The organism is Paenibacillus jilunlii, assembly GCF_900102965.1.
Taxonomy (GTDB): domain Bacteria; phylum Bacillota; class Bacilli; order Paenibacillales; family Paenibacillaceae; genus Paenibacillus_AQ; species Paenibacillus_AQ jilunlii.
Map to the genome: position 1 here is coordinate 31,282 of NZ_FNGM01000019.1, position 17,989 is coordinate 49,270.

The 17,989-nt window shown below is 52.3% G+C and carries 17 protein-coding genes; 16 read left to right on the top strand and 1 reads right to left on the bottom strand.

From position 1 onward, the window contains the following. Positions 1-42: 42 nt before the first annotated feature. The 12 genes from BLQ82_RS25095 to corA all read left to right on the top strand — a co-directional run bounded on the left by BLQ82_RS25095 (position 43) and on the right by corA (position 12,481). Positions 43-873, top strand: a complete 831-nt coding sequence (locus tag BLQ82_RS25095; RefSeq protein WP_062524174.1) for an alpha/beta hydrolase family protein — start codon at positions 43-45, stop codon at positions 871-873. A gap of 178 nt (positions 874-1,051) precedes the next feature. Beyond that, complete coding sequence (locus BLQ82_RS25100; protein ID WP_062524175.1) at positions 1,052-1,828, top strand: DODA-type extradiol aromatic ring-opening family dioxygenase; 777 nt, start codon at positions 1,052-1,054, stop codon at positions 1,826-1,828. A gap of 175 nt (positions 1,829-2,003) precedes the next feature. Beyond that, positions 2,004-3,113 carry a DUF3048 domain-containing protein gene (locus BLQ82_RS25105; RefSeq protein WP_062524176.1) on the top strand — a complete coding sequence of 370 codons (1,110 nt, stop codon included), beginning with the start codon at positions 2,004-2,006 and terminating at the stop codon, positions 3,111-3,113. A gap of 204 nt (positions 3,114-3,317) precedes the next feature. Continuing rightward, positions 3,318-3,935, top strand: coding sequence for a DUF47 domain-containing protein (locus tag BLQ82_RS25110; RefSeq protein ID WP_062524177.1), 618 nt, complete (start codon positions 3,318-3,320; stop codon positions 3,933-3,935). Between the two features lie 12 nt (positions 3,936-3,947). Next, positions 3,948-4,937 (top strand): inorganic phosphate transporter, encoded by a 990-nt coding sequence (locus tag BLQ82_RS25115; RefSeq protein ID WP_062524178.1) that lies wholly within the window; start codon positions 3,948-3,950, stop codon positions 4,935-4,937. A gap of 344 nt (positions 4,938-5,281) precedes the next feature. Next, positions 5,282-6,010 (top strand): amino acid ABC transporter ATP-binding protein, encoded by a 729-nt coding sequence (locus tag BLQ82_RS25120; protein ID WP_062524179.1) that lies wholly within the window; start codon positions 5,282-5,284, stop codon positions 6,008-6,010. A 38-nt stretch (positions 6,011-6,048) separates the two neighbouring features. Beyond that, positions 6,049-6,897 (top strand): glutamate ABC transporter substrate-binding protein, encoded by an 849-nt coding sequence (locus tag BLQ82_RS25125; protein ID WP_082722713.1) that lies wholly within the window; start codon positions 6,049-6,051, stop codon positions 6,895-6,897. Positions 6,898-7,023: 126 nt separating this feature from the next. After that, positions 7,024-7,674, top strand: a complete 651-nt coding sequence (locus BLQ82_RS25130; RefSeq protein ID WP_062524181.1) for an amino acid ABC transporter permease — start codon at positions 7,024-7,026, stop codon at positions 7,672-7,674. Between the two features lie 728 nt (positions 7,675-8,402). Beyond that, positions 8,403-9,053: an amino acid ABC transporter permease gene (locus BLQ82_RS25135; protein WP_062524182.1), complete on the top strand. Its 651-nt coding sequence runs from the start codon at positions 8,403-8,405 to the stop codon at positions 9,051-9,053. Between the two features lie 89 nt (positions 9,054-9,142). Beyond that, positions 9,143-10,432: an ATP-binding protein gene (locus BLQ82_RS25140; protein WP_062524183.1), complete on the top strand. Its 1,290-nt coding sequence runs from the start codon at positions 9,143-9,145 to the stop codon at positions 10,430-10,432. 3 nt (positions 10,433-10,435) lie between these two features. Beyond that, positions 10,436-11,338 (top strand): response regulator, encoded by a 903-nt coding sequence (locus tag BLQ82_RS25145; protein WP_062524184.1) that lies wholly within the window; start codon positions 10,436-10,438, stop codon positions 11,336-11,338. A 183-nt stretch (positions 11,339-11,521) separates the two neighbouring features. After that, positions 11,522-12,481 (top strand): magnesium/cobalt transporter CorA, encoded by a 960-nt coding sequence (gene corA, locus BLQ82_RS25150; protein WP_062524185.1) that lies wholly within the window; start codon positions 11,522-11,524, stop codon positions 12,479-12,481. Positions 12,482-12,526: 45 nt separating this feature from the next. Here corA and BLQ82_RS25155 read toward each other — a convergent pair whose 3' ends face one another. Beyond that, positions 12,527-13,072 (bottom strand): hypothetical protein, encoded by a 546-nt coding sequence (locus tag BLQ82_RS25155; protein ID WP_062524186.1) that lies wholly within the window; start codon positions 13,070-13,072, stop codon positions 12,527-12,529. A 479-nt stretch (positions 13,073-13,551) separates the two neighbouring features. Here BLQ82_RS25155 and BLQ82_RS25160 point away from each other — a divergent pair, with 479 nt between their 5' ends. The 4 genes from BLQ82_RS25160 (at position 13,552) to rlmD (ending at position 17,962) form a co-directional block, all read left to right on the top strand. Continuing rightward, positions 13,552-13,842: a YerC/YecD family TrpR-related protein gene (locus BLQ82_RS25160; RefSeq protein ID WP_020428424.1), complete on the top strand. Its 291-nt coding sequence runs from the start codon at positions 13,552-13,554 to the stop codon at positions 13,840-13,842. Positions 13,843-13,845: 3 nt separating this feature from the next. Then, complete coding sequence (locus BLQ82_RS25165; RefSeq protein WP_062524187.1) at positions 13,846-14,613, top strand: sirohydrochlorin chelatase; 768 nt, start codon at positions 13,846-13,848, stop codon at positions 14,611-14,613. Between the two features lie 427 nt (positions 14,614-15,040). Then, a complete protein-coding gene (locus BLQ82_RS25170; RefSeq protein WP_074648623.1) occupies positions 15,041-15,934 on the top strand; it encodes a diacylglycerol kinase in 894 nt (297 codons plus the stop codon). Positions 15,935-16,297: 363 nt separating this feature from the next. After that, the gene (gene rlmD / locus BLQ82_RS25175; protein ID WP_062524190.1) at positions 16,298-17,962 is read left to right on the top strand and encodes a 23S rRNA (uracil(1939)-C(5))-methyltransferase RlmD; all 1,665 of its coding nucleotides are present in this window, start codon (positions 16,298-16,300) and stop codon (positions 17,960-17,962) included. The last annotated feature ends 27 nt before the right edge of the window (positions 17,963-17,989 follow it).

Consider the following 17,989-nt stretch of genomic DNA (forward strand, 5'->3'; position numbering starts at 1 on the left):
TTATAATTTGAAATAGTGTACTTTTGGAGGAGGGGTCCGGCAATGGAACGGAATATTATCATCCGGCATAACGGGGAAGAAATAACAGCAAGTATCCATTATCCAGCCAGAGAGAAGGGGACTTCAGGACGCTGCAAGGACCGTGTGCCGCTTGCGGTAATCTGCCACGGGTTCGTCGGCAGCCGGATCGGAGTTGACCGGATTTTTGTCAAGGCTGCACGGGAACTGGCTGCAGACGGGTATATGGTTATCCGCTTTGACTATGTGGGCTGCGGTGAGAGCAGCGGAAATTACGGCAGTGAAGACATGGAATCGATGATTGCCCAGACCCGGGCCGTACTGGATTATGGAATCAGCTCTGCCGATGTAGACCCGCAGCGGATCACGCTGATCGGACACAGTCTTGGCGGTGCAGTGGCCTTGCTTACCGGAGTGCGGGACCGCCGGATCAAGAATCTCGTGCTGTGGGCAGCGGTGGGCTACCCGTTCAATGATATCGTAAAGATTGTGGGAAGAGAAGCATATGACCGTGCAGTGACAAGCGGCTCCGCGGACTTTGCCGGCTACTCGTTCACTCCGGTTTATTTCAACTCGCTTGCCGCTTTTCAGCCGTTTCAGGAAGCGGGCAAGTTCAGCGGCGACGTGCTGGTGATTCACGGAACCTCTGATGATGTGATTCCTGTGGATTATGCCTTCCTCTACCAGAAGCTGTTCTGGACCCGCCCGGAGGGGCGCTGCGACAAAGAGGTGATTTTTCAGGCCGATCATACCTTCTCATCGGGTCCCGCCCAAGCCCAGGTGCTGAAGCGGACGAAGGATTGGATGAATCAGCAGGAGCATATTCAGGAAGAATGGCAGAACTGGATGATATAGTACGCGTTCAATTCTGGAAGCAGCTTTATATATCCTTATTGCCGGTAGAACCGCCGCTGTCTGTCCGCTACATTAAGATTTCCGGTGCACCAGGGGTTGTCCTCCACTCGCATTAACTCAGAATAAGCGGTAAAATAAAGTGGCAGACCATATACTGGGTTATGGAGGTTGGCACCCTATGAAATTACCGGCATTTTTTATTGCACATGGTTCTCCGCTGCTTGCCCTTGAGGATAACGAATATACCCGGTTCCTGGAACGGCTGGGGGCTGATCTGGGGACTCCACGCGGTATTGTAGTCTTCTCTGCGCATTGGGACAGCCCTGAGCAGCTGATTACAGTCGACGGACAGCACGAAACCTTGCATGATTTCTATGGATTTCCGGACGAGATGTACTCGCTGACCTATCCGGCCCCGGGTGATCCCGCACTAAGCCGCCGAATCTCCGAACTTTTTACCGCGAATAATCTCCCTCACCAGCCTGTACTGGGAAGGGGCCTGGATCATGGAATCTGGGTGATTCTGAAGAAGATGTTCCCGGCTGCCGATATTCCTGTAGTGGCTTTATCTGTCGATTCCCTGCGTTCCCCGGAGGAGCAGTACAATATCGGCAAGATGCTGGCTCCGCTGCGGGATGAGGGGGTTCTGCTGATCGGGAGCGGAGGGCTTGTTCATAATCTGCGGCTGCTGAAGCAGGACGATCAGCCCGAGCAATGGGCGCTTGACTTCGATGCCTGGATCGCCAATGGCCTGACAACATGGGATTTGCCTTCCCTGTTCGCTTACGAGAAAAAAGCGCCGCATGTACGCGATGCGGTTCCCACCTATGGACGGGAGCATTTTGTTCCGCTCTTCTATGTAATGGGGACAGCCGATGAGGGCAGGCGCGCCCAGCTGATGATTCAGGCCTACCAGTACGGTACGCTCAGCTTGAACTGCTGGATGGTTGACTAACTCACTTACACATACGAGACATGAAGGATACAGCGTGATACGCTGTATCTTTTTTATACGCCGGAATCAAGACAAACGCACCCGGCTGTGATTAAATGGAAGAAAGGCTGACAAAACGCAGTCAACCCTTCTGAAGTCACTGAACGCAGTAAAAATATAGGAGGAAAAAATACATATGACCCTAAGCCGTTACTCTTCCCGTCTAATTTCCGGTTGTGTGCTTGCAGCCCTGCTCCTTACCGCCTGCGGGGCACAGCAAGCGGAGACGGTGCCTGCTCCTACGGCAGCACCTGTTCCTGCACCATCGCCATCGCCTGCCCCCTCTGCCGGGCCGTCGCCGACAGCCGAGCCTGCGGCAGGGTTAATCACGTCCGGGCTGACCGGGCTTCCGCTGGAGGAAATGAGTCTGCCCCGCCCTCTGGCGGTCATGATCAACAACGCGCCGGCGGCCCGGCCGCAGTCCGGGATCAGTGAGGCGGATATCCTGTATGAGGTGCTGGCCGAAGGCGGAATTACGCGCTTGGTCGGAATTTTCCAGAGCCATACCGGCGTGGTCAAAATCGGGCCGATCCGCAGCATCCGGCCCTATCTGATCGACATCGGTGAAAGCTACGGAGGAGTGACGGTGCATGCCGGAGGAAGCCCGGCGGCGTATGCCATTCTCCAGAAGGAGAAAAAGGATGACATGGATGAGATTGGCCGGGCCGGGGCGTATTTCTGGCGGGATAAGGAACGCAAAGCGCCGCATAATCTCTACAGCAATGCCGCCAAGCTGCGCGAGGGGGCGGACAAGCTCGGATACGCCGGAACCGCTGAGGTTCCCGGGTATCTTTTCACGGATAAGAATGATGTGCTGACCGAAGGGGAGCCTGCGGCAGAGTTCAAAATCAATTTCCTGCTCAAAAGCTATACCGTAGGCTATAAATACAGCAGTGAGCGGGGGACATATCTGCGCTGGGTCAACGGCAAGCCGCATCTGGACCTGAACAACGGCAATCCGGTGGAGGCAGCCAATGTGATTGTGATGGGGGCGGACCATAAAGTGCTCGACGATGTGGGGAGACTGCAGATTGACATCGAGCTTGGCGGCGAAGCTGTGCTGTTCCAGCGTGGGCAAGCAGTGAAGGGCCGATGGTCGCGCAAGCCTGAGGATGTAATCCGCTTCGTGAAGAGTGACGGCACAGAGGCAGCGATGTATCCAGGCGTCACCCATATTCTGATTGTACCCAATAGTCCCACCTTCAGCAGCCATATGGAAGTATCCCGGGTTCCAGTTTCTACCTGATTGCTGAGCAAATGCCTGCTGTACGGATGATTATTTTCCCGATTTGAGGGAATTGTTAATATAGTGTAAAAAAGTTCGTTTCTTTTACTTCTATCCCTTCTATTGATATGATAAGATAACAAGGGTTGTCATTCATTTTCATGCAGTTTACATTTGAATGGCTTCACGTTTTCACGGCAATTTTATGTAAAGGGGTTTAAACTAATGAAGTTGAGAAAAAAGGACATATTTTTCGAGACACTTGAAAATATGGCCGATACCATTGTCCAGGCAGCAGACTATTTCGCTCAGAATATTACGACTCTCCGGGAAAATGTAGAGAACTTCGCAGGGGTAATGAAGAAATATGAATCCCAATGCGATACGTACACGCACACCGTTATCAAGGAACTGAACAAAACCTTTATCACACCGCTGGAACGCGACGATATTATGGACCTGATCACAAGCATGGATGATGTTATTGACGGTCTGGAAGCTTCAGCCTCACGTTTCTATATGTACAACCTGCTCGAACCGGACGAATATATTGTGCAGTTCGCAGAGATTCTCCGCCAATCCGCCTATGAAATTCAAAAAGCGGTTCATCTGCTCTCCCAGAAGAAGCTGCTGGCGATCCGCGAGTACACCATCCGTCTGAACGACCTGGAGAACCAAGGCGATGAAGTCCTTCGCATTTGCACCAAAGCTCTGTTTGAGACGGTAAAAGACCCTATTGAGCTGATCAAGCGTAAAGAGCTGTACGAGCGGCTCGAAACTACAACCGATAAATGCGAAGATGTAGCCAACATGCTGGAATCGATCATCATGCGCAACTCATAAGGGGCCTGAAATATGGAAACATCATTATTTGTGCTGGGTTTTGTTATCTTTCTCGCGCTGGCTTTCGATTTCATCAACGGGTTCCACGATACGGCTAATGCCATCGCCACTTCGGTCTCCACGCGGGCGCTCCGGCCCCGGACGGCCATTATTATGGCGGCTTCGATGAACTTCATCGGGGCGCTGATGTTCACAGGCGTTGCCAAAAAAATCGGCGGCAGCATCACGGACCCAACCCTGCTGGACAACGGGATAGATATCGTCATAGCCACGCTAATCGCCGCGATTATCTGGAATCTGGTGACCTGGTGGCTGGGAATTCCGTCCTCCTCTTCCCATGCGCTTATTGGGGCATTGGCAGGAGCGGTTTATGTAGGTGCCGGTACGGAGCATATTAAATGGCATGGTTTTATCGAGATTGTCGAGGGGCTCGTATTCTCCCCGCTGATTGCCTTTGTAATTGGTTATATTGTCATGACGATCCTGAAATGGATCTTCGCCAATCGCAGTCCGCATACCGTGAACAAGGGCTTCCGCTCCATGCAAGTGATTACAGCGGCGCTTCAATCCTTTACACACGGTACCAATGATGCCCAGAAGGCGATGGGGATTATCACCTTTGCGCTTGTTACCTCGGGCCGCCTGGATACGATGGAGGTTCCTTTATGGGTCAAAATCGCCGCGGCTACATCGATGGCGCTCGGAACATCGATCGGCGGCTGGAAAATTATCAAGACCATGGGGACCAAGATTTTCAAGATTGAGCCGATTAACGGCTTCGCTGCTGATATTTCTGCCGCTTCCGTTATTTTCTCGGCTACGCTGCTGCACCTGCCGGTCAGTACGACACATGCCATTACATCGTCCATTCTCGGTGTTGGCTCAGCCAAGCGCTTCTCCGCTGTGAAATGGGGAGTGGCCGGACGGATTGTAATCACTTGGTTTATTACCATTCCGATCAGCGCAGTGCTGGCAGGACTCGTATTCAAGCTCATATTCTAAACTGCATAGCTGCATGCATAAGATGTCACGGAAGCCAGAGCTGGCTGCGGACATCTTTTTTTGTTGCCTTTTTTAGGTGGTGTAACCGTTTATGCTTCTTTTTTCAAGAGAGGAATGTCATAAAAACTTACAATTAAATGATAAAAATCATTAATCAGGGATAAAAATAAATGAAATACCTCACAATTTTAAAGGAAAATGACATGAATATTTCGCAACTTGCGTAGGATTATGTAGGATTTAGTAGTCTCTGCGATAAGGTGTGTTTTAAGTGTTACCATAGCTGACAGAGGGAAACCCGAAGATTCAATAACTATACAATGTCTGGCAAAGGAGGCCTGTCGTTGATTGACTTTCATCAAGTAGAGAAACATTACGGACAATTCCATGTGCTGAAGAATATTGATCTGCATGTTCAGGAAGGGGAAGTAGTCGTTGTAGTCGGTCCTTCCGGCTCCGGTAAGAGCACTATGCTGCGCTGTATCAACCGGCTGGAAACGATCACGAGCGGAGGCCTAACCGTTGATGGGATCACAGTAAATGAACGCAAGACGGACATCAACAAGCTGCGCAAGGAAATCGGGATGGTGTTCCAGCATTTCAATCTGTATCCGCATAAAAAGGTGATCGACAACATTACATTGGCACCCATTAAAGTGCTGGGCCTGTCCAAGGCAGAAGCCGAGAAAACGGCCATGTATTATCTGGAGAAGGTCGGCATCGCCGACAAAGCCCAGTCCTACCCGTCGCAATTGTCCGGCGGCCAGCAGCAGCGCGTAGCGATTGCCAGAGGATTGGCCATGAAGCCCAAAATTATGCTGTTCGACGAACCCACCTCAGCGCTTGACCCGGAAATGGTCGGCGAGGTACTTGACGTAATGCGCAACCTGGCCCGCGAGGGCATGACGATGGTTGTGGTCACTCATGAAATGGGCTTTGCCCGTGAGGTTGCGGACCGCGTCATCTTCATGGATCAAGGCCAAATCGTGGAAGAGGCGGAACCGGAGCAATTCTTCGCGAATCCGCAGGAAGAACGGACACGCACTTTTCTCAGCCGTGTGTTAAGCCATTAATTAAATAGACAGGAATAAGGGGAGGAATAGAAATGAAAATGTCCAAGAGCTTCAAATGCTTAAGTGTACTGATGATTGCGGCCATGCTGGTGATTGCCGGATGCAGCAACAACAATGCCAAGAGTAATAATGCAGGCAACGGTAATGCGGCTTCGGGAAACAGCACGGATTCCAAAGCCATCGCAAAAATTAAGGAACGCGGCAAGCTGCTGGTTGGCGTGAAGTACGATACCCGGCTGTTCGGGCTGAAGGATCCAGCTTCGGGCAAAGTGGAGGGCTTCGACATTGACATCTCCAAAGCGATCGCCAAGCACATTCTCGGCGATGAAAACGCGATTGAGCTGAAAGAAGTGACCTCCAAAACACGCATTCCCATGCTGAACAACGGCGAAATTGATATGGTTGTCGCTACGATGACCATCACAGAGGAACGCAAAAAAGAAGTGGATTTCTCCGATGTCTACTTCCAGGCCGGACAATCGCTGCTGGTGAAGAAGGGCAGCCCGATCACAGGTATTGAGGACGTGACCAAGGATACCAAGATTCTCGGTTCCAAGGGTGCAACTTCGATCAAAAATATTAAAGAGAAGGTTCCGGGTGTGACCGTGCTGGAATTCGACAACTATCAGGATGCCTTCAGCGCGCTGAAGGCCGGCCAAGGGGATGCGCTCACTACCGATGATGCGATTCTGTACGGTATGGCTGCCCAGGACCCGGGCTATGAGGTGGTCGGCAAGCCGTTCACTGACGAGCCTTACGGAATTGCTGTACAAAAAGGCAACACCGCTGTAGTTAAAGCCGTGAATGATACATTGGCTGAACTAAAAGCAAACGGCGAATATGATGCCATCTACACCAAGTGGATCGGTAAAGCTCCGGCAAAATAAAGGTTACTGTGCAACATAATGGTGCTTATAGGCCAAAACGAAGGGATGGAACGGGAAAGCCAGCCGGCCATCCTTTCGTGTTTGTGCTAGATAGCGATTATTTTTAGGCAAAGGCAGGTGACAACTATGGAATTCTCAATATTAACCGATTATTTCGGCCAGTATCTGGAGGGCTTTCGGGGGACTGTTCTCTCCAGTGTGCTCGCGCTTATCGGCAGCTTCGTCATTGGAACGGTAATCGCCGTCTTCCGAATTACTTCGGTTAAAGCGCTGCGGTGGTTTGGCACAGGCTACGTGGAGTTTATCCGCAACATTCCGCTGCTGCTGGTGGTGTATGTTTTCTTTTACGGCCCTTCTGCGCTGGGGTTTACGCTGGATGGATTCAAGGCGGGTACGATTGGACTAACCGTCTATACCTCGGCCTTCATCGCCGAAGCCATCCGCGCGGGAATTGTAGCGGTTCCCAAGGGACAGATGGAGGCCGCACGCTCGTCCGGCCTTAGCTATATGCAGACGATGACGCATGTCATCCTGCCTCAGGCGATCAAACTGGTGATCCCGCCGCTTGGCAACCAGTTCATCAACCTGATCAAGAACTCTTCGGTGCTGACCCTCGTTGCCGGTCTGGACTTAATGTATTTTGCGGACGGGATTTCAACGGAAACCTACCGCACATTTGATACTTACATTTTCGTAGCTCTGTTCTACCTGGTGCTTACCCTCCCGCTCAGCTATGGCGTGCGCGTGTGGGAGCGCAGATTGCAGCGCAAATATTAGTTAATCTTTCCGCACTTTGCTCTTATACAGTCCGTGAAGCGGCTGCCGGGGCAAGTATTAGTTCATGTTTTTGTACTTTGCTCTTATGCAGTCCGCGAAGCGGCTGCCGGGTTTTGTTCTTGCAGGTTTGAAGTTTGTGTTTTTTACAGTCCGTGAAACGGCTGTCAGGTGTTGATCTTGAAGGTTCATTCTTGCAGGTTTACCAGCCTGCGAAGCGCTGCTGATCGACTTACCTAAGAGAGAAGGCCGGGTCACCCGAAGCCTTCGATCCAGCTGCTTCTGATCTTAGCTTTGCTTGGCAAAGCTTTGAAGCCAGTGAGACAAGGGGCGGAGTGAGGTTTGGGCTGAAGGGCGGAGCGGTATGCGTTCGCCCGAAGCTTAAGGCTCTGCCCGAAATGAAGATAAGCGCAGCTTGAAGGTGAAAGTAACGGAGGGGAAGTTTGGAACTGGAGGAGCGATAGCGTCCGCCTTTATGTTTGGATTTCTACCGCGGCCAGCGGTTTAAATCGAGGAAATCCAAACATAACAGCGGCCGGAAGTCCAAACATTCCCCGGAGTTACCCGTCACCGGCAAGACCTCCGCCCGAATCTTCAACTAAGGCGTTAAGAGCCCCCGCTGAATGCCAACGCTAAAGCGAGCGCCCCGTGAAGTCCACAGACTTCACGCAGCCCCCGCCCTGTCTCACTTTTCAACACCTTAACAATCAAAGCATTAAGGAGGGATTCGTTTGGATTTTGCCGGTGCCTACTCCACCGATAATTTGAAATTTCTGCTCGACGGGCTGTACATTACCCTGATCGTGGCGTTTGTGTCGATCATCCTGAGCTTTGTGATCGGCTGCGTCATTGGCGTAATCCGCTACGCTGAGATTCCGGTATTGTCGCCGGTGATGTTCTACCTGGTAGAGCTGATCCGCAATCTGCCGCTGCTGCTGATTATTTTCTTCGTCCGCTTCGCGCTGCCCGAGGTGGGTATCAAAATGAGCCTGATTACAGCGGCCATTGTCGCGCTAACCATATTCGAGGCCGCGATGATTGCCGAGATCGTCCGCGGCGGACTCACTTCTATTGATAAGGGGCAGATTGAAGCCGCACGCTCATCCGGGCTGAGCAGCTTTCAGGCCTTGTGGCATATCGTGCTGCCGCAGGGACTCCGGCGGATGGTTCCGCCGCTGGTCAGCCAGTTCATCTCCCTGCTGAAGGATACCTCGCTGGCGGTAGTCATTTCACTGCCGGAGCTGATGCATAACGCAAACATTGTCATCGGGCACAGCTATAGCTACGCGATACCAACACTGATGCTGGTGGCACTAATTTATTTCACCGTCAACTACATGCTGTCGGTCGTCTCGCGGAAATTGGAGAATAAAGCCGTCTAAACCAGGAGAATTCATGTAGGAATGCGTATGAAATGAGAGGCGGTTATGATACTATAGTTGTCAACATCCCCGGGCAGGAGCAGTGAGTGATGGGACAATCTTTGATGAAATCAAGACTTGTACAAATCTCAGTGGTTGCAGCCGGTACGGCAGTGGCCGGAGAATTCAAAATAAATCCGTTTGATGGCGACATCTTCCGGATTGCAATGGGCAGCAGTGCTTTTCTGCTGTTTTTGCTTTTAATGAGGCGGCTGCCCTATGTGATCACCGGAGCGGCTACAGGCATTGTTGTTCTGCTGTTCCGTACGGCAATGGATGCAGTGTGGGATAGCGGGCTGACCCTCCTGCAGAGCCTGACCAGCCATTTCTCGGCTATGGTCTATTATATGGTGTTCGCGCTGCTGATGAATCTCATCAAAAGCCGGATCGATGCCTTCCATCCGCTGGTGCTCGGCGGGGTAGCTGCGCTGATCGATCTGCTGTCCAATGAAATGGAGCTGCTGACCCGGCTGATTGTGCTGGACTCGGCGACCTTCCGGCTGAATGAATGGACCTATTTGATGGCGATTGCTGTGCTGCGCACGTATTTTACCACCGGAGTGTACAGCAGCATTTCGGTCAGCCAGCTCAGGATCACCCAAAGAGAACAGACCCGGCGGATTGAGCAAATGCTCGGATTCGGCTCGGGGCTGTATGGTGAAGTGTTTTATCTGAAGAAATCGATCGGGACGCTGGAAAATGTAACGCTGAGCAGCTATGAGCTGTACCGGAACCTTAAGGCCGAGGAAGAGATGCCGCGGTACAGCAGGCAGGTCTTAGAGATTACCCAGCAGATTCATGAGGTGAAGAAGGATTCCCAGCGGATTCTGGCGGGTCTTGTCAAATTGGCAGAGCGCGAGGTAACCGGCGATATGCCGATATCCGACATTCTGCGCTTCACGGTGAAGAGCAATGCCAAATATGCGGAAATGCTCGGCAAACAGATCAGCTTCAGCATCCAACATACCTCTGATTACACCACGGACAGCTATATCCCCCTTTTGACGCTGCTGAACAATCTCACCGCCAATGCCGTTGAAGTGATCCAAGGGAAGGGCAGAATCTCTTTGGACATGTATGAAAAAGAAGACAACACCCTGTTCACCGTCACCGACAGCGGCAGCGGGATTCCGGAACGCGATCTGGAACTGGTGTTTGAGCCCGGCTTCACGACCAAATTTAATGAAGAGGGCGTAGCGGCGACGGGAATTGGACTGTCACATGTACGGGATATTGTTCATTTATTTGAAGGAGAAATAACCGTCCAGCCGGCTTCCCATAGCGGAGGGGCGATGTTTCAGATTAGTATACCGACGGCACAACTGCGGAAGGAGGAATAGAGCATGCCGCTTTCTTTCTGTATAGTGGATGATGACGGGGCTGCCAGAAGAATGCTGCAGCATATCATAGAGGACAGTGGACTGGGCGAAGTGGCCGGCACGGCGGAAGGCGGACAAGAGGGGGTGCGCCTGATCCTCAGCGAGAATCCGGATGTTGTGCTGATGGACCTGCTGATGCCTGATCAGGATGGAATTGAAACGATTATTTCGCTGCAGTCCCAGGGCTGCCGTTCCAAGTTCGTGATGATCTCGCAGATCGAGAACGGGGACATGGTCAGCCGCGCATACCGCAGCGGAATTGAGTTCTTCATCCGCAAGCCGATCAATAAAATTGAGGTAGAGTCGGTGCTGCATAAAATCAATGAGCGCTACGCGCTGGGCCGCTATCTGGACGAGATTAAGCTGAGTCTTGGCAAGCTGGAAGGGCTGCAGTTCGGATTGCCGCCGGCCCAGGCCAGCAAACGGACGGTCAAAGAGATTATTCAGCCCATTCTGATGAATATGGGGATGATCTCGGAGAGCGGAAGCCGGGATATTATCACGATCATGGAGCTGGCTGCGGCAAAAGAAAACACCGGCAGTCTTCCTCCGCTCAAGGAGCTGTATGAGATGGCAGCCGCCACCTACAAAACCGTTCCCGCCGAAGCCGCCAAGGAAGTCAAAGCGATTGAGCAGCGGCTGCGCCGGGCGCTGGCGGCAGGCCTGACGAACCTGGCTTCCATCGGCATTACCGATTACGGCAATCCCAAATTCGAGTATTACGCGCCGCTTTATTTTGATTTTGAAGAGGTGCGGCTGAAGATGAAGGAGATTGAACAGGGCCGGGATTCCGGCAAGGTCAAGGTCAACATCAAGAAATTCCTGCAGGTGCTGCACCTGGAGCTGATGGAAGGCATGAACCGCTGATGAAGCAAGGCGCTGAAGGGCAATAAACCTCCGGAAAGGACTGCTATACAGCGGTTTCGTTCCGGAGGTTATTTTTTTGCGGAAGTGGGTGGGACAGCGGGAATTTGGGGAGAAGCGGCTTCTTGCGGTACAATGGTTAAGTAGAAGAAAAGAGCTGCGGAAAGAAATAGACGGAGGACTCATATGATACGAACGCTTGCGGTAACCCATACAGGTGAGGTGCTGACGGATCTGCCGCTTCTGGACATCACCATTGCCGACTATGCCTGGGTGTGGGCGGATTTTTCCACACCTACAGCGGAAGAGACTTTGCTGCTGGATACATATTTTCATTTTCATCCCTTGGCGATTGAAGACTGCATGCATATTCTGCAGCGCCCGAAGCTGGATTATTATGAGGATGTGCAGTTTTTTGTGCTGCATGCGCTCAATGAGCGGACGCTGGAAGCAGAAGAGATAGACCTGTTTCTGAGCAAAAGGTTTCTCGTATCCTATCACCATCAGGAGAAGCAGGAGATGGAAGAGGCCTGGCAGATGGTGAAGGCGAAAATTCATAGCCGCAAAGGCTGGTCAGGCGGCCCGATGGCGGCTGCTTACACGGTGATGGATAAGCTGGTGGACCGGTATTTTCCATGCTTGTACAGTCTGGAGGATGAGCTTGCTGATCTGGAGAGCCAGGGAGGCAGCGAGTCGGTAGAAGAGCTGATGAGCCAGGTTTTTAATGTGCGCGGACGGCTGCTTAAGCTTCGCCGGACGATTGTGCCGATGCGGGATCTGATGTACCGGATTCTGAACTCACAGCATGTGCAGAGTAATGGGGAGGAACGGATCTATTTTGGCGATATTTATGATCATCTGCTGAAGCTGACGGATATGATCGAAGTGGACCGGGAAATGACCGCCGATCTGCGCGACAGCTACATCTCGCTCAACTCCAACCGGATGAACTCGATTATGAAGACCCTTACGGTCATAACGACCATCTTTATGCCGCTGACCCTGATTGCCGGGATCTATGGCATGAATTTTCAGGTAATGCCGGAGCTGGAGTGGAAATATGGCTACTTTGGGGTGCTCCTGCTGATGCTGGTGCTCGGCGCGGGCATGGTCAGCTGGTTCCGGCGCAGCGGCTGGTTCAAATAAGCATGGATCAACGGGTTCTGATTGGTTAAAAGCGTTAAACGCCGCCTACTTGCGGCGGCGTTTAACGGAGGAGGATCTGCGGCGGCTCTTTGGAGCCGTTTTTTTGCGCGGCTGCGGGCGCTGGCGTCTCTTCTTGCGCCGTTTGGGGCTGTAGAGCGCGGCATCCTCTTCAGCGGCAAGCTCACCGCCCGAGCCTTTTTTCTTGCCAAAGCTGCCCATGACCAGCTTCACCATCGGGGCCATCTGCTGGAAGCCCTGCATAACCTTCTGCACCTTGCCCATAGAACTGACAATGCCGTCTATGCCGCCCAGCCGGTCAACAATGCTTTTGATCTGTTCCATATTGGCGAGATTGCCAAGATTGCCAAGTCCTCCGAGCAGTCCGCCGGGTTTGGCGGTGGCGGCTTCGGCAACGGGAACGGCCAGTGCCGTTTCTGCAGCGGCTTCCGCTCCTGCGGCGGGCAGCATTGCGGCTTCCCCGTACAGGGGAGGCTGGGCATATGAACTGATCCCGGGATACGGCGATGAAGGATACGGCTCAGCCAGCGAACGCGTACCCCGGCGGGAATGGTTATAGTAATGATCAGGCATAACATCACATTCCTTCGTTAGTGGTTTGCTATACTGTATGTCATAGGCGAACATAAGGTATAGACAAACGCCCGGTTTACCGGGATAGCAGCGGAAAAGGGCGGATGCCCACCCGGCCGGGCCGGAAGTGAAGAAACCGTGACCATGCTTGATTTTCGGCGCTTATGTAGTACTATAGTTAAGGCGGTAAAAGCTAAGAAATGAGAAAAGCGGATCTTCAACAATGTGTTTTTTTTGTGCACGTGGGGTGGACAAATGTCCGTCGATTTCGTTCTTTACAGCGTGAAACCGTTAATGCTTGAAAAATGTGCTCCAGTACAATATAGTAGAGGCAAGATGGTGATTATTTAAGATGAACTTAAACCCCATATGAAAATCTAAAGTTCAACTATATGGTTTTAAGTTTCTGAACTCTTTTTTTTGAAGAATATCTTATCAGTGATGTCAGCACTGACCAAACTTTTAGGGGATGATAATCGATGCAGCTTAAGAAGCTAAACGATAAAAGTATAGACCAATTATTTGAAGCCATTTTAACATTAAAGGATATGGAAGAATGCTATGTTTTCTTTGATGATCTATGCACAGTGAATGAGATTCAATCCCTCTCGCAGCGTCTCGAAGTAGCGCGTATGCTGGGCAAAGGGTCTACATACAATCAGATCGAAGCGGAGACCGGAGCCAGCACAGCGACGATTTCGCGTGTGAAGCGCTGCCTGAATTACGGCAATGACGGGTACAAATTAACGCTGGAACGTTTGGGACGCTAATTCATGAAGCCGGGCATACTGATTATCAGTCACGGCTCACGCGACAAGACCTGGGTGTCCATGGTCGATGAGGCTGTAAGCCATTTAACGCTTGGGGAAGGGCTGAAGGTTGAGGCTTCTTTTCTGGAGCTGGTAGAAGGCCGGCTGATTCAGGATGGCATAGACAGATTGGAAGATGCAGGGGTCACAGATATTATTGTGATCCCCTTGTTTGTGTCTTCCGGCAGTACGCATGTCGACGAAATAGAGTATGCGCTGGGCGCCAAAGCTGCGCCTGAGAAGGAGACCGATCTGGAGCGTTTTGCCGTCAAAGCCAAGGTGCATTATGGGTACCCGGTCGACGATGACCCGGATATTGCCGTTATGATCTGGGACAAGCTGCGCGGGCTGTCTAAGCACCCGGAGCGGGAAACGATTCTGCTCGTGGGCCACGGCAGCAGGCATGAAGGCTTCCGCCAGCGCTGGCAGCAGGGCATCTCTTCGCTGGCCGAACGTGTGCGCCGGATCAGTGGAGCGGCAGCGGCGGATTACGGGCTGCTGAACCCGGACAGTGTACGGAGCAAGGTGGAGTATTGGCGGGAGCAGGGCCATGAGGTGTTGGTGGCTCCGCTCTTTTTAAGTGAAGGCTATTTCACCAAGGTTGTAATTCCCGAGCGGCTCCAGGGGCTGGAATACGCCTATTCGGGTCAGACGCTGCTGCCGCATCCCTTGCTTCCGCATTGGATAGAACGTCAGGTGAAGATTATGCTGGAGCAGCTTGGGGAACGCTGATAAAGGATATTTTACAAGTATACACGTATCCAGTATTTATTCCCCCTGCTGCTGCATACATATATTTATCCTGAAATAACGATGCCTGAACAGAGGACATTGTTATGGAAGCTGCGAATTGCGGCGAAGCCAAATGGAGGGGATTCCCCGAAATTCTTCGTCTGAAGTGCCGCGAAGAAGCATGGATGTCTGGCGGCGCAACAAGCTTGTCCCTCCTGCAGAAATGCAGAAATATTCCTCTCATCTGTAAGGATATGAATGTATATCTTCACACTGTAAATATTCCTCCGTTACCCGCTGAAACGGTACTGGCGCCCTGATTACAAGGATGGTGAAGCCGTTTTTGCATGCCGACATTGCTTGTGTACCCCCGAATTGGGTATAATCAGTAAAGTTATCTATTATAAAAACAGGTGGCGTTCCGGTAATGAAAACTGCGAGATTGATTTATAACCCCACTTCTGGTCGGGAAGAAATGAAGAAGCGGCTCGCCGATATTTTGGACCGGCTGGATATTGGCGGTATTGAAGCCACATGCCATGCAACAACCGGAGAGGGCGATGCAACGGCAGCAGCAGCGGAAGCTGTTGAGCGCGGATGTTATGATCTGATCATTGCGGCGGGCGGCGACGGTACGCTGAATGAGGTCATTAATGGCATGGCTGAGAAGCCGAATCTTCCTCCGCTGGGTGTACTGCCGCTGGGGACCACCAATGATTTTGCCCGGGCGATGGGCATTCCGAAGAATTGGGAGGATTCCTGTGACCTGATTCTCCGTCAGGAGTCGCGCCTGATTGACCTCGGCAAAGCCAATGACCGTTACTTCATTAATATAGCCGGCGGCGGAAGACTGACTGAGCTGACATACGAGGTTCCCAGCAGGCTGAAGACCATGATGGGCCAGCTTGCTTACTATCTGAAGGGTATTGAAAAAATGGCCAGCCTGTCTCCGCAGGAGCTGTACATCCGCGCGAACGGCCAAGAGCTGATCCATGACGAGTTCATGCTTTTCCTCATTGCCAATACTAATTCCGTAGGCGGCTTCGAGAAGCTTGCTCCAGATGCCCGTATCGACGATGGACTGTTCGACGTAATCGCAGTCAAAAAATGCAATCTGGCCGAATTCATCCGTCTGGTCAGCCTGGCGATCCGCGGCGAGCATCTGCAGGATAAGAAGGTCGTATACTTCCGCACCGATGCGATGGAGGTCACCTCCCCCGGTTATGTCCAGCTGAACCTGGACGGCGAGCTTGGCGGGACACTGCCGGGCCAATTCAGCATTTTACCGCAGCATCTGCGGATTTTTGCACAGAATACCTGATCGGGCGTAACCGGTAGGATCGGCATGTGCTTATCGATTTACTGGGGAAGCTTTAATCGGCTAGCTTATGGAATCGTGCACCAGAAATTATAACAACGGCAATAGTGGGAAAAACTCCAACTAAAATGGGCAGAAAAGCCCCTATGCACTGAAATAGTTGGAATTACTCCATTTAATTCGTGGAATAAGCTCCTAGTTGTATGTTGAGCGGCGAATTAGCTGGAGTTTTTCCATTTAGATGCTTCTGTGATGACAATGAGATATAATTAGCTGGAGAAATTCCAACTAAATGATGATATTGGTGCTTCCGGGGACAATAGTTAAGATGTTTAACAGTGAAGATAATGAAAGAAGTGAACATAGATGAGTAAGCAACGCAGTGGACGCAGCGCAAGCCGCCGGGACAGCTCGGCACCTGCCGCCGGACTGCCAGTGAACAAGAACGATGAGGTCATGCTCGATATTATCGGCATGACCCATGAAGGCGAAGGGGTAGGCCGCGTAGAGGGCTTTACCCTTTTTGTGCAGGGTGCGCTTCCCGGTGAGAAGGTCCGCGCCAAGGTCCTTAAGACCAAAAAGCAGTACGGCTACGCCAAACTGCTTGAGCTTGTCCAGGCCAGCGGCGACCGGATCGCGCCGCCCTGCCCGATCTATGACCAATGCGGCGGCTGCCAGCTGCAGCATATGGACTACCCCGCCCAGCTGGCTTGGAAACGCCAGCTGGTGGTGGACAACCTGCAGCGGATTGGGAAGCTGCAGGTGGCGGGGACAGCAGGAAGCGGCGCGGAAGCTGGGAATGGAAGTGCTCATGGAGCTGCTCGTGACAGCAAAGAGGGAGGCACTAATTCGGCAAGCGCAGAAATTCCGGCGGTTGAGGGCGATAGTGTGGCAAGTGTCGCGAGTGCGGAAACGGCAGATGGTGCAGAAAAGGCTGGTTTGCTTGCCAACATAAGCCAAGCTGCGGACTCAGGTGCAAATGCTTCAGCTTCCCTAAGCGAAGGCATTATCGTCCGTCCAACTTTGGGCATGGACGAGCCTTGGCGCTACCGCAACAAGGCCCAGGTGCCGATGGGCGTCACCAAAGGCGGGCTTGTGGGCGGCTTCTATGCCCGTGGCAGCCACCGGATTGTCGATATGGAGACTTGTCTGATTCAGCATGAGGATAACGATGCGGTCGTTGCTGCCGTAAAAGGCATCGGCAGAGACCTGGGGATCACAGCTTACGATGAAGAAACGGGACGCGGCCTCCTTCGCCACGTCGTGGTGAAGAAGGCCTTCCGCACCGGCGAAATGATGCTGGTGCTGGTCACAAACGGCCGCGATATCCCGCATCTGGATGCCTGGATCGGCAGCATCCGCGAGGCGCTGCCGCAGGTGGAGAGCATCTGCCAGAACGTCAACACACAGCGGACGAACGTGATTTTCGGCAGCGAAACCCGTGTGCTGTGGGGTAGAGACGTCATTTATGACTATATTGGCGATGTGCAGTTCGCCATTTCGCCCCGTTCCTTTTACCAGGTCAATCCGGCCCAAACCGAGGTGCTGTACGGCAAAACCGTAGAGTACGCCGGGCTCACAGGAAAGGAAACAGTGATCGACGCCTACTGCGGCATCGGGACCATTTCGCTGTTCCTGGCCCAGCACGCGGCTAAGGTGTATGGTGTAGAGATTGTGCCTGAAGCTATAGAAGATGCGCGGGCGAATGCGAAGCTTAACAATATGAACAACGTAGTGTTTGAAGTCGGCGCGTCCGAAGACGTGATTCCGAACTGGAAAGAGCAGGGCGTTACGCCGGATGTCATCGTCGTCGATCCGCCGCGGAAGGGCTGCGATCCTCGCCTGCTGGATACCATTCTGGCGATGAAGCCGGAGCGGGTGGTGTATGTGTCGTGTAATCCATCCACGCTGGCGCGGGATTTAAGGGTGTTGGAGAATGGCGGGTACAGGACAGTGGAGGTCACTCCGGTGGATATGTTTCCGTGGACGGTGCATGTGGAGTCGGTGACGGTGTTGGTCTGCGAAAATTAACGCTAATATTGTTGTATAGCATGCAAT

Coding starts and splice junctions, on each gene's coding strand:
- BLQ82_RS25165 (WP_062524187.1), top strand. CDS start 13,846: ATGAAGCCGGGCATACTGATTATCAGTCACGGCTCACGCGACAAGACC.
- BLQ82_RS25095 (WP_062524174.1), top strand. CDS start 43: ATGGAACGGAATATTATCATCCGGCATAACGGGGAAGAAATAACAGCA.
- BLQ82_RS25145 (WP_062524184.1), top strand. CDS start 10,436: ATGCCGCTTTCTTTCTGTATAGTGGATGATGACGGGGCTGCCAGAAGA.
- BLQ82_RS25115 (WP_062524178.1), top strand. CDS start 3,948: ATGGAAACATCATTATTTGTGCTGGGTTTTGTTATCTTTCTCGCGCTG.
- BLQ82_RS25155 (WP_062524186.1), bottom strand. CDS start 13,072: ATGCCTGATCATTACTATAACCATTCCCGCCGGGGTACGCGTTCGCTG.
- BLQ82_RS25110 (WP_062524177.1), top strand. CDS start 3,318: ATGAAGTTGAGAAAAAAGGACATATTTTTCGAGACACTTGAAAATATG.
- BLQ82_RS25130 (WP_062524181.1), top strand. CDS start 7,024: ATGGAATTCTCAATATTAACCGATTATTTCGGCCAGTATCTGGAGGGC.
- BLQ82_RS25100 (WP_062524175.1), top strand. CDS start 1,052: ATGAAATTACCGGCATTTTTTATTGCACATGGTTCTCCGCTGCTTGCC.
- BLQ82_RS25170 (WP_074648623.1), top strand. CDS start 15,041: ATGAAAACTGCGAGATTGATTTATAACCCCACTTCTGGTCGGGAAGAA.
- BLQ82_RS25105 (WP_062524176.1), top strand. CDS start 2,004: ATGACCCTAAGCCGTTACTCTTCCCGTCTAATTTCCGGTTGTGTGCTT.
- BLQ82_RS25160 (WP_020428424.1), top strand. CDS start 13,552: ATGCAGCTTAAGAAGCTAAACGATAAAAGTATAGACCAATTATTTGAA.
- BLQ82_RS25140 (WP_062524183.1), top strand. CDS start 9,143: ATGGGACAATCTTTGATGAAATCAAGACTTGTACAAATCTCAGTGGTT.
- BLQ82_RS25125 (WP_082722713.1), top strand. CDS start 6,049: ATGTCCAAGAGCTTCAAATGCTTAAGTGTACTGATGATTGCGGCCATG.
- rlmD (WP_062524190.1), top strand. CDS start 16,298: ATGAGTAAGCAACGCAGTGGACGCAGCGCAAGCCGCCGGGACAGCTCG.
- corA (WP_062524185.1), top strand. CDS start 11,522: ATGATACGAACGCTTGCGGTAACCCATACAGGTGAGGTGCTGACGGAT.